At 51.9% G+C, this 11,047-nt stretch carries 12 protein-coding genes; 4 read left to right on the top strand and 8 right to left on the bottom strand.

Translation table 11 applies throughout. The features are described from left to right. Positions 1-46 precede the first annotated feature (46 nt). Entirely contained in the window at positions 47-2,620 is a 2,574-nt protein-coding gene (gene clpB, locus EL309_RS01385; RefSeq protein ID WP_004284307.1) for an ATP-dependent chaperone ClpB, read from the bottom strand. A gap of 272 nt (positions 2,621-2,892) precedes the next feature. Between clpB and trpS the strand changes: the two genes are divergently transcribed. Next, entirely contained in the window at positions 2,893-3,903 is a 1,011-nt protein-coding gene (trpS, locus tag EL309_RS01380) for a tryptophan--tRNA ligase (protein WP_040669893.1), read from the top strand. A 43-nt stretch (positions 3,904-3,946) separates the two neighbouring features. Here the strand turns inward: trpS and EL309_RS01375 are convergent, their stop codons facing one another. Then, positions 3,947-4,141, bottom strand: coding sequence for a hypothetical protein (locus EL309_RS01375; protein WP_004284309.1), 195 nt, complete (start codon positions 4,139-4,141; stop codon positions 3,947-3,949). Between the two features lie 227 nt (positions 4,142-4,368). Here EL309_RS01375 and EL309_RS01370 point away from each other — a divergent pair, with 227 nt between their 5' ends. The 3 genes from EL309_RS01370 to EL309_RS10635 all read left to right on the top strand — a co-directional run bounded on the left by EL309_RS01370 (position 4,369) and on the right by EL309_RS10635 (position 5,851). Then, positions 4,369-4,908, top strand: coding sequence for a DUF924 family protein (locus EL309_RS01370; RefSeq protein ID WP_193777298.1), 540 nt, complete (start codon positions 4,369-4,371; stop codon positions 4,906-4,908). 152 nt (positions 4,909-5,060) lie between these two features. Continuing rightward, a complete protein-coding gene (locus tag EL309_RS01365) occupies positions 5,061-5,597 on the top strand; it encodes an NADPH-dependent FMN reductase (protein WP_004284312.1) in 537 nt (178 codons plus the stop codon). Positions 5,598-5,674: 77 nt separating this feature from the next. Beyond that, positions 5,675-5,851, top strand: coding sequence for a protein MIGRI (locus EL309_RS10635; RefSeq protein WP_004284313.1), 177 nt, complete (start codon positions 5,675-5,677; stop codon positions 5,849-5,851). Between the two features lie 202 nt (positions 5,852-6,053). On the opposite strand, the gene fghA is transcribed toward EL309_RS10635, so the two are convergent. The 6 genes from fghA to EL309_RS01335 all read right to left on the bottom strand — a co-directional run bounded on the left by fghA (position 6,054) and on the right by EL309_RS01335 (position 11,042). Continuing rightward, positions 6,054-6,887, bottom strand: a complete 834-nt coding sequence (gene fghA / locus EL309_RS01360) for an S-formylglutathione hydrolase (RefSeq protein WP_004284314.1) — start codon at positions 6,885-6,887, stop codon at positions 6,054-6,056. A 164-nt stretch (positions 6,888-7,051) separates the two neighbouring features. After that, on the bottom strand, positions 7,052-7,843 hold the full coding sequence (locus tag EL309_RS01355; RefSeq protein WP_372513002.1) for a DUF4198 domain-containing protein: 792 nt from the start codon (positions 7,841-7,843) through the stop codon (positions 7,052-7,054). Between the two features lie 178 nt (positions 7,844-8,021). Beyond that, positions 8,022-8,339 (bottom strand): DUF2322 family protein, encoded by a 318-nt coding sequence (locus tag EL309_RS01350; RefSeq protein WP_004284316.1) that lies wholly within the window; start codon positions 8,337-8,339, stop codon positions 8,022-8,024. Positions 8,340-8,465: 126 nt separating this feature from the next. Further along, the gene (upp, locus tag EL309_RS01345) at positions 8,466-9,092 is read right to left on the bottom strand and encodes a uracil phosphoribosyltransferase (RefSeq protein ID WP_004286090.1); all 627 of its coding nucleotides are present in this window, start codon (positions 9,090-9,092) and stop codon (positions 8,466-8,468) included. A 113-nt stretch (positions 9,093-9,205) separates the two neighbouring features. Next, the gene (locus tag EL309_RS01340) at positions 9,206-9,688 is read right to left on the bottom strand and encodes a GNAT family N-acetyltransferase (protein WP_004284318.1); all 483 of its coding nucleotides are present in this window, start codon (positions 9,686-9,688) and stop codon (positions 9,206-9,208) included. Positions 9,689-9,896: 208 nt separating this feature from the next. Further along, positions 9,897-11,042, bottom strand: coding sequence for a 5-(carboxyamino)imidazole ribonucleotide synthase (locus EL309_RS01335; RefSeq protein WP_004284320.1), 1,146 nt, complete (start codon positions 11,040-11,042; stop codon positions 9,897-9,899). Between the last annotated feature and the right edge of the window lie 5 nt (positions 11,043-11,047).

Genomic DNA, 11,047 nt, shown 5'->3' with positions numbered 1-11,047 from the left:
AATAGGCCGTCTGAAAATTTTCAGACGGCCTATTGTTATTAACGAATCAATCAAACGCCAGCTTATCCCCATCCGCTTTCACATGAATAACACTTTCAGGCTGATATTTGCCTTCGAGCAGAGCCAGAGCCAGCGGGTTTTCGATTTCCGCTTGGATGGCGCGTTTGAGCGGACGTGCGCCGTACACGGGGTCGAAGCCTGCTTTGGCGATTAGATCCAGTGCGGCATCGTCGACTTTGAGGTGCAGGTTTTGGGCGGCAAGGCGTTTTTCCAAGCCTTTGAGCTGGATTTTGGCGATGCTGCGGATATTGGCCTGATCCAAGCCGTGGAACACGACCACTTCGTCGATACGGTTAATCATTTCGGGGCGGAAGTGTTCTTTTACGTCTTCCATGACCACTTCTTTCACGGCCTCGTAATCCGATGTGCCCATTTGCTGGATGTGGTGGCTGCCGATGTTGGAAGTCATCACGATCACGGTGTTTTTAAAGTCTACCGTGCGGCCTTGACCGTCGGTCAAGCGGCCGTCGTCCAGCACTTGCAGCAGGATGTTGAACACGTCGGGGTGGGCTTTCTCCACTTCGTCGAGCAGGATCACGCTGTAAGGTTTGCGGCGGACTTGTTCGGTTAGGTAGCCGCCTTCTTCGTAGCCGACGTAGCCGGGAGGTGCGCCGATTAAGCGGGCAACGGCGTGTTTTTCCATGTATTCCGACATATCGATGCGGATTAAATGGTCTTCGCTGTCAAACAGGAAGCTCGCCAATGCTTTGCACAGCTCGGTTTTGCCGACACCGGTCGGGCCTAAGAAAAGGAAGCTGCCGTAGGGCTTGTTGGGATCGGCCAAGCCGGAGCGTGAGCGGCGGATGGCATTGGATACGGCGCGCACGGCCTCGTTTTGTCCCACCACACGGTTGTGCAATACTTCTTCCATTTTCAAGAGCTTGTCGCGTTCGCCTTCCATCATTTTGCTCACCGGAATGCCGGTCATGCGCGATACGATTTCGGCCACTTCGTCCGCGCCCACTTTGGTGCGGAAGAGTTTGTTGGCCTGCTGCTCTTGCGGATTGTTTTCCAGCGCTTGCAGCTGTTGGCTGAGTTTGGGCAGTTCGCCGTATTCCAGCTCGGATGCGCGGGCGAAGTCGCCTTGGCGTTTGGCCTGCTCGATTTTGACTTTGATGTCGTCGATTTGTTTTTTGATGTCGGCAGTGCCGGCGGAAGCGGCTTTTTCGGCTTTCCAGATTTCGTCCAAATCGGCGTATTCTTTTTGCAGTCCGGCGATTTCTTCGTCGATTAAATCGAGGCGTTTTTTGCTGGCATCGTCGCTTTCTTTCTCAACGTGCATTCTTTCCATTTTAAGTTGGATGATGCGGCGGTCGAGTTTGTCCATCTGCTCGGGTTTGGAATCCAATTCCATTTTGATGCGGCTGGCGGCTTCGTCAATCAAGTCAATGGCTTTATCGGGCAGGAAACGGTCGGTAATGTAGCGGTTGCTCAACTCTGCGGCGGCAACGATGGCCGGGTCGGTGATGTCGATGCCGTGGTGGATTTCGTAACGCTCCTGCAAGCCGCGCAGAATGGCGATGGTGTCTTCCACGCTCGGCTCGCCCACCAATACTTTTTGGAAGCGGCGCTCCAGCGCGGCATCTTTTTCAATGTATTGGCGGTATTCGTCCAAAGTGGTGGCACCGATACAGTGCAACTCGCCGCGTGCCAAAGCGGGTTTGAGCATATTGCCTGCATCCATTGCGCCATCTGCCTTGCCCGCGCCGACAAGCGTGTGGATTTCATCAATGAAAATCAAAGTGTTGCCGTCGTCTTTAGCCAAATCGTTTAAGACGGCCTTCAGGCGTTCTTCAAACTCGCCGCGGTATTTGGCACCGGCAATCAATGCGGCCAAATCAAGCACCAGCAGGCGTTTGTTGCGCAGCGAATCGGGCACTTCGCCATCGACGATGCGTTGCGCCAAGCCTTCCACAATGGCGGTTTTACCCACGCCGGGTTCGCCGATTAACACGGGGTTGTTTTTGGTGCGGCGTTGCAAGACTTGGATGGCGCGGCGGATTTCGTCGTCGCGGCCGATAACCGGATCGAGCTTGCCTTCGCGGGCGCGTTGGGTTAAATCGAGCGTGTATTTTTTCAGGGCTTGACGTTGGTCTTCGGCATTAGGGTTATCCACAGCGGCTCCTCCGCGTACCGCGTCAATGGCGGCGTTGATGTTTTGTTCGGTGGCTCCGGCGTTTTTCAGAATGCGGCCGGTGTTGTCGTTTTGCTGTACCAAGGCAAGCGGGAACAGTTCGCTGGCGATATAGGCATCGCCGCGCTTCACGGCGGCTTTGTCCATCAGGTTTAAGACGGCCTGCAATTCGCGGCTGGGCAGGATTTCGCCGCCGGTGCCGGATACTTTGGGCAAGCTGTTCAAAGTTTGGGTAAGCTGTTGTTTTACTTGGGGTACGTTTACACCGGCGTGTGAAAGCAGGGCTGCGGTGCCGCCTTCGGCATCGTCGAGCAGGGCTTTCAATACATGGCCTGCTTCGAGATAACTGTTGTCGGCAGCTAAAGCCAAGCTCTGGGCATCGGCCAGAGCTTGTTGGAATTTTGCGGTTAATTTATCGAATCTCATATTGCTTCCTTTTTATTGGAATGATTTTGTGATGTCAGGTATATGGTGCTGCTTGTGGATAATTCAATATTGAATTTATCTTATAAGTTAAATTTATTTTAATTTATTGATTTTTATGTTTATTGTTTTTATTTTTCTGTGGATAAGTTGTTGGTGCAGAGAAAAGGCCGTCTGAAAAAAGCGGGCGGTAAAGTGAAAATGGTTTGATGTATAATTCAGGCTTTGTGCCGATAATTATTTCAGACGGCCTCGTTAATCAAGAAAGCATCAATATGACTAAAAAACGTGTTTTAACCGGAGTAACCACCACCGGCATTCCGCACTTGGGCAACTACGTCGGTGCCATCCGCCCTGCGATTGCGGCCTCACATGCGCCGGATACCGAATCTTTCCTGTTTCTCGCCGATTACCACGGCATCATCAAATGCCATGATCCCGAGATGATTCACGAATCCACTCAAGCCGTTGCCGCCACTTGGCTGGCTTGCGGTTTAGACCCCGAAAAAACCACGTTTTACCGCCAGAGCGACATTCCCGAAATCATGGAATTGAACTGGATTCTGACCTGCATCACCGCCAAAGGCCTGATGAACCGCGCCCATGCCTACAAAGCGGCGGTGCAGGAAAATCTGGATAAAGGGCAGGAAGACCAAGACCACCAAATCGAGATGGGTTTGTACAGCTACCCGATTCTGATGACCGCCGACATTTTGATGTTTAACGCGCAAGAAGTGCCGGTGGGCCGTGACCAAATCCAACACGTTGAAATGGCGCGCGATATTGCAGGCCGTTTCAACCACCGCTTTAAAGAAGTGTTTACGCTGCCCGAAGTGAAAATCGACGAAAACGTAGAATTGCTGGTGGGCTTGGACGGCCGCAAGATGAGTAAGAGCTACGGCAACACCATTCCGCTGTGGGAAAACGATAAGAAAACCCAAAAATCGGTGAATAAAATCATTACCAACTTAAAAGAACCGGGCGAACCGAAACAGCCCGACGAAAGCCCGTTGTTTGAGATTTACAAAGCCTTTGCCACGCCTGCCGAAACCGCCGAATTCACGCAAATGCTGGCCGAAGGCTTGGCATGGGGCGAAGCCAAAAAAATGCTTGCCGCGAAAATCAACGCCGAATTGGCCGAACCGCGCGAACGCTACAGCGCCTTAACCGACAACCCCGCGCAAATCGAAGATATTTTGCAGGCAGGCGCACAAAAAGCCCGGAAACAGGCGCGCGTGCTGCTTGATCAAGTGCGCGATGCCGTGGGTATCCGGGCTTTAAAATAAGGTTTGAAACGAAAAGGCGTTGAACCTGAGTTTGGCGAAGGGATTATTCGTCTTCAGGCTCGGGTTTGATGTCTTCCAAATGCAGCCTTTTGTTTTCGATTTCACAGTCGCTTAAGGGATGGTCGGAATAAGTAACCAAATCATCTACCGAATCTTCGATAATCAGTTCGCGTTCTTCGGCTTCCATTTCTTCCGCAGGCGTGAGGTCGAATGTGCTGTCTTGTTGGGTAGGTTTCATATGGATTCCTTTCTTGCGGTTCGTTTGGGTGGGTAAGTGTTCAGACGGCTTCATTCTAAACCGTATCAGGCCGTCTGAAAAAACATTTATCGCATTTTGATGTTGTTTTACCGCTGATATATTGTTTTAAATAAGGTTGGAATGGGTTTATAACCGTTTCCGGTAACACCGGCAGCCGTTTGAATGTGTGTTTGTTTTTCAAAAAGTTTTTTAAAGAAGGAATGATGATGAAGCCTCAAACCGTGCTCGATTTTTGGTTCGACGAACAAAACCGGCCTTATTGGTTTAGTGGAAACGATGAATTCGACGCGCAAATCCGCAGCCGCTTTGCCGATATTTGGCAGCAAGCCGTGTATTCTGAATTGGACGGCTGGCGGGAAACTCTGCACGGACGGCTGGCCGAAATCATTGTGCTCGACCAGTTTTCGCGCAATCTGTTCCGCAACAGCCCGATTGCTTTCGCACAAGACAATATGGCGGTGGCATTGGCTCAGGAAGCCGTACGCCAGCCCGGTTTTGAAGAAATGGAGCCTTCCGAACGCCACTTTATGCTGATGCCGCTGATGCACAGCGAAAGCCGTGCAATTCACGAACAGGCGTTGGCATGGTTTGAACGCTATACTACACCCCATGCGCTTGAATTTGAAATCAAACATAAAGTGATTATCGACCGTTTCGGCCGCTACCCGCACCGCAATGCCGTTTTAGGTCGGGAAAGCACCGAAGAAGAAATCGCCTTTCTGCAAGAGCCGGGATCATCGTTTTAACTACAATTAATTGAGACCTTTGCCATCCCCCGTTTGCAGCGCACCGAGCAGAAACGTTGCGCAGAGGGGCTTTGTAAAGGTTTCCGGCTGTTCCGCATGATGAAATGTGCGGGCAGGATAAACCGTCAACCAGCAATTTATCAGGAGTATTCATGACTAAAATCGCTCTCGTTATCGGCAGTTTGAGCCGCAAATCCATCAACCGCGCAGTTGCAGAACACATTACCGCCCAAGTGCCCGAAGGTGTGGAAATCGAAGAAGTAAACATCGGTGATCTGCCGCTTTATACCCAAGACCTCGACGGCGAGAACGTACCGGCTTACGAACGCGTGCGTGCGCAGCTGAAAGCCGCCGATGCCGTGCTGATGGTCAGCCCCGAACATAACCGCACCATGCCGGCGGCTCTGAAAAACCTCATCGACATCGCTTCGCGCCCCAGCGGTCAAAGCGTATGGGCAGGCAAAAAAGTGGCTGTTGCCACCGCTTCGCCCGGCAGTTACGGCGGCATCAATGCGGCCTTGCACATCCGCCAAAGTTTGCAGGCGATGGGCGCGGATGTGTTGATTGCGCCAGAAGTATTTCTCAGCCGTGCATCCGCTGCTTTGGATAACGGCAAAGTGGCAGACGAACGCACGGCAGGCTTCTTAAATAAATTCGCCGCTGCGTTTTATGCTTGGGCGGCAAAATAAAACCGAAAACACCGCCGGTAACGGCGGGCATCGGTGTTTTACGGGTTGCTTTACTTTGCGGGCGGAACAGCTGAACCATGATAGGCCGTATTCTACGCATTGCTTTTTTCGTTGCTTTAATCGTATTGATCGTAAACCGTTTGCTTGGCCGCCAACGCAAGCAGGGCATACATGATGTGGTGCGCACAAGTGCTTGGGTGTTGCTGGCGGCGTCTGCACTGGCTTTGGGTTGGTATATGTGGTTTGCGCAATAGCAGAGAAGGAAATGGAAGCGGAATATATTGAGGCCGTCTGAAATGTTCAGACGGCCTTTTTTATATGCTGAGATCTTTAAAAAAACTCTGATACGTATGAAGGTCAAGGCGTGGCAGCGCAGCGGGTGCAGACATGTCAGGCCATGTTACAACTTAGAAATGTGCTGCAAATGGCGATGCAAAGGTTTCGGTTTAATATGCTTTACAAGCCCATGGCGTCGGCGTGGAATTCGATGTGGCTATCGATAAAGCTGGCAACAAAATAATAGCTGTGGTCATAGCCGGGACGCAGATTGAATTTTACCGGCAGGCCGCGGCTCCTTGCGGCTGAAACAAAGGCTTCGGGTTGCAGCTCGACCGGGTAAAATTCGTCGGTGCTGCCTTGATCGATTAAGACGGGTATGGTTTTGGCAGAAGTTCGGACAAGCAGGGCGGCGTCGTATTGTTCGGCTTCGCTGCCGTTTTGCAGATAGGCGGCAAATGCGGCTTGACCGAGTGGGGTTTCGGTCGGATTGACGATGGGGGCGAATGCGGAGACGGCGGCGTAGCGTTCGGGATTTCTCAGTGCGATGATTAGGGCACCGTGTCCGCCCATACTGTGTCCGGCGATACTGCGCTGGTCGGTAACGGGAAAGTGTTGTTCGATAAGCTGCGGCAATTCCGAAACGATGTAGTCGTACATATGGTAATGCTTATTCCACGGTTCGGCGGTAGCATTCAGATAGAATCCTGCACCTTGTCCGAGATTGTATTCTTTTGAATCGGGAATGTTTGTGCCGCGCGGCGAAGTGTCGGGAATGACCAAAGCTATGCCCCATTGGGCGGCGTAGCGTTGTGCGCCGGATTTGGTGCTGAAGTTTTCATCGGTGCAGGTCAGGCCGGAGAGCCAATATAAAACGGGTACGGGGTAGCCGGCGAGGGCTTGCGGCGGAAGATAGACGGAAAAAGTCATTTCCGTTTGCGTGGTTTGCGAAAAGTGGCGGTAGCGCTGCTGGCTGCCGTTAAACAGTTTTTGTCGGGAAATCAGGGTAAGCATGACGGTTGGGAAATCGGGAAAAGGTTTCAATATAGCAAATTAAGTTTGTTTCTTCTATGCCGGTATGTTGGGTCAGTGTGTGATTGTAATAGAAGCGGTTGGGGTGGGGATAATGGGAAAAAGGCCGTCTGAAATTTTCAGACGGCCTTTTTGCTGTATCGGGGTTAATGGTGGGCGTGGCCGATTTCGAATGTCAGCGTGCTGTAATTGGCTTGTTTTTGACAGACGGCAGGATCGGAATAAGCGGTCGAATGTTCGACGTTGGCTTTCCAGAAGCCTTGGCGCAGAGGAATGATGTCGACTGTGCCGTCCGCGCCGGTTTTGTCGGAGAAGGCTTGGGCTTCTACTTTGTGGGTTTTACTGCGGTCGCTGGTGTCGAAGCCGTCAAATGTGGCGGTCAGGGTAGCATTGGGCAGCGGTTCGCCGTTGAACAAAACTTTGACTTTGAAGCGCTCGCCGACATGAATATTGGCCGGATTGTCGAGCGGAACGATTTCGAGTTTGTGGCCGACGGGCTTGGTAATAATGGCGGTATCGGCGCTTTCATGGCCGACGTTGACGATGTTTTTGCCGTACATTCTGGTTTGTTCGCAATAAGTTGCGTCGGGCATGGCTTTCATATCCACCCGTTTCCAGCCGGCGGCATTTTTAGACCAGAAAGTCGGCAGATATTCGGCAATGACCAGATAGCTGCCGTCGCGGACGGGGCGCTTGGATTGGTACTGGTAGTTGTGTTCGCCTTTTTGCTGTAAATCTTGTTTACCTTCGGCGGTAACCAATTGCAGGGGCTTGAAGATGTTGAGACGGTCGGCGGCGATGGGTTCCATATCGGGAAATTCGCCGTAACCCAATTCGGCTTTGAGAATTTCTCCGCCGTGGGTGTGGCCGGTTTCGACCCAAACGCGGTGTGCGTGGGCGGCGGTTGAGAGCATGAGTGTGCCGGTTAACATCAGCATTTTAAATGTGTTCATGATGGCTTCCTGATTGAAGATGTGTAGAAAAACGGTAGAGGCTGCGTTTTTTGATACATGGGTATTGCAGCGTGTACCGCTATGTTTATTGCATAAACGTTATACTATAACAATAAGATGTAAAAGAAAAGCCTGCGCGTCAAAGCGGTAGGCTGTGTGCGGATTAGTGTTGGATTGGAACCAGCTTCAGATTCATGTTTTCGTTTTGGACACGGAACAGTAAATCGATATTCGGATGTTTGCCGGGATTGGCTCGGGCATCGGCAACATGTTCGGCAAACAGATCGATGCCTTTGGCAGCGGCTGCGGCATCGAGTCGGCCGTCAAATTCTTGGGCCAGCGCGTTATACAGTTTGAGCGAGCCTAATTTGCCGGGCGCGGCGGGAATATGGTGGATGGTTTGGCCGTCTGAACTGCATACGTCCAAGCCGCTCAAGTGGCCGATATCGGGCATGGCGGCGAGATTGTCTTGAAAGTTCATGGTATTTCCTTTTGGGGTCGGGGTTGTCGGGATAAACCGCTAAACGGGAATGTTTGTTTTTTAACCGGTCGGTTTTTATCCAAGCTTTTGAAAAGGCCGTCTGAAATTTCAGACGGCCTATTTCGGTTAACGGGTGCCGAAAATTTTGTCGCCGGCATCGCCGAGGCCGGGAATGATATAGCCGTGTTCGTTGAGGTGGCTGTCCAGCGCAGCGGTGTAGATGGTTACGTCGGGGTGGGCTTCGTTAACCAGTTTCACGCCTTCGGGAGCGGCAACCAAAACCAAAGCTTTGATGTGGCGGCAGCCTTTTTCTTTCAAAAGGTCGATGGTTGCAACCATTGAGCCGCCGGTAGCAAGCATGGGGTCGATAATCAGGGCAGGACGTTCTTCCATGCTGTCGACGAATTTTTCGAAATAAGAAACGGGTTTTAATGTTTCTTCGTCGCGCTGCAGGCCGACAACGCTGATTTTTGCAGTCGGAATCAAATCCAATACGCCGTCCAGCATGCCTAAGCCGGCGCGCAGAATCGGTACGACGGTCAACGTTTTGCCTTTGATGCGTTCACCTTCGATTTCGCCGCACCAGCCGTCGATAATATATTTTTCGGTAGCAAAATCACGGCTTGCTTCGTAGGCCATCAGTCGTGCCAGCTCGGTGGTGAGGGTGCGGAATTTGTATGTGCTGCACTCGGCTTCGCGCATTAAGGTAAGTTTGTGTTTGACCAGGGGATGATCGATGATGGTAATGTTCATCTGTTTTCTTTCTGTGACATCTTGATAGCGGCCTATATTATAAGGCGTTTACCGCCGGTATTAAAAGACCGCCCGAACAGTTGTTGTTTCAGACGGCCTCATTCGATCCGGTTTTATAAATACTTGCGCATCAACTGGCATTCGACGGTCACTTCGGGATTGAGCGGCAAAATCGCTTCGCCCAAGGATTCGTAGCCGTTGAGTTTGTAAAAGGCAATGGAATTCAGCGAGGCATAAAGTTTTAAGAAACACAAACCTGCTTCGGCGGCCAGCTCTTCCGCGCGGTGGAGCAGCGCCGTGCCCAAGCCTTGATTATGGACAAACGGGTGGACATACAAAGCATCCAATTCGGCGGTTTTATAGTCCAATTGGAAAAAACCTTGAATATGCCCTTTGTATTCGATAATCCATAGGGTTTTATTGGGATCAGCCAAGGTTTCGAGATAGCTGTCCGGTCTGAGCAGCTCGCGCCATGCTTCTAAAATACGGTTGTCGTAGCTGCGTGCACAGGTATATTGCACCGAATAGCAGTGTGCATTGTAGATATGCTCGCAATCATCGGCGGTAGCGGGACGGAGTACGGTAATCAGGCTCATGGTTGCATATCACTCGAAAAAGATATTAATGATTTAAAGATACTGCAAAAACAATTTGTTGTGAACCTTTTGCCGCAAATAAACTTATTTTTGATATCAGGTGAGGAAACGCCGCAGTAGAAATAAGACTGACCGGCATAATATTTTTCAGACGGCCTATTGATGAGGCCGTCTGAAAAATCGGGGGAATGGACAGATTTAAAGCCGTTTATGTGTCCGGTAAACTTTGGTGCAGCCGGGTTGCCGCTTCGAATGCCTGCTCGGCATCGGCAGCCAGTACGGTGAAATGCCCCATTTTTCTGCCGACGCGGGCAGATTTTTTGCCGTATAGATGCAAGTGCGCGCGCGGGTGGTTTTGCAGCGGCAGCCAATTTGGCTCGCTGCCGCCTTCGCCCCACATGCCGCCCAGAATATTGGCCATGCAGCAGCTTGACAATAAACGGGTGTCGGCGGGCGGCAGGCCGCACATGATGCGTACTTGTTGCTGAAATTGGTCGGCGGCGCAGGCATCAAGGGTGTGGTGGCCACTGTTATGCGGGCGCGGGGCGATTTCGTTGACGATCAATTCGTTTGTATCGCCGACTACAAACATTTCCACCGCCAATACGCCGACGTAATCCAGTTCGTCTGCCAAGCGGCGCGCCATCTGTTGCGCTTGCTGTTGGACATCCGCGCTCAAGCGGGCGGGAACGATGGAGTAGGCGAGAATGCCGTTTTCGTGGATGTTTTCGGCGGGGTCGAAGGTTTGCACGTTGTCGCTGTTCAGACGGCATACGATCACGGAAATTTCGCCGCGTAAGTCCACCATTTTTTCCAACACGCAATCTACGCCGCCGTGTTCGGCAAACGCGGCTTTCAGTTCGCTCAAGGTTTTGACGCGGATTTGGCCTTTGCCGTCGTAGCCCAATGTGGCGGTTTTGAGGATGCCGGGCAGAAAGGCAGCGCTGGCTTCGGTGATGTCTTCAGGTTTGCAGACGGCCTGATATGGTGCGGTTTGCAGGCCGGCTTTTTGAATCCATGCTTTTTCCTGAATGCGGTTTTGTGCGATGGCCACGCAGTCGCCGCTGGGCGAAACCACAGTATGTTGTGCCAAAAAACGCATGGCATCGGCGTTGACGTTTTCAAATTCGGTGGTAACGGCGGCGCATTTGGCCAACTCGTTTAAGGCGGCCTCGTCGTCGAAATCGGCGCACAAATGGCGGTCGGCAAAGGCGGCGGCCGGCGCGTTGGGATCGGGGTCGAGCACGGTAACTCGGTAGCCCATGGTTTTGGCGGCTACGGCGAACATACGGCCGAGCTGACCGCCGCCGAGAATACCGAGGTTGGCGGGGGGGAGAATTGGTAGAGTTTTCATTTTTT

Origin of the sequence: Neisseria weaveri, from assembly GCF_900638685.1 — a bacterium.
GTDB classification, from domain to species: Bacteria; Pseudomonadota; Gammaproteobacteria; order Burkholderiales; family Neisseriaceae; genus Neisseria; species Neisseria weaveri.
Note: the sequence above shows the minus strand (reverse complement) of the source record. Positions and strands in the feature narration are given on the sequence as shown.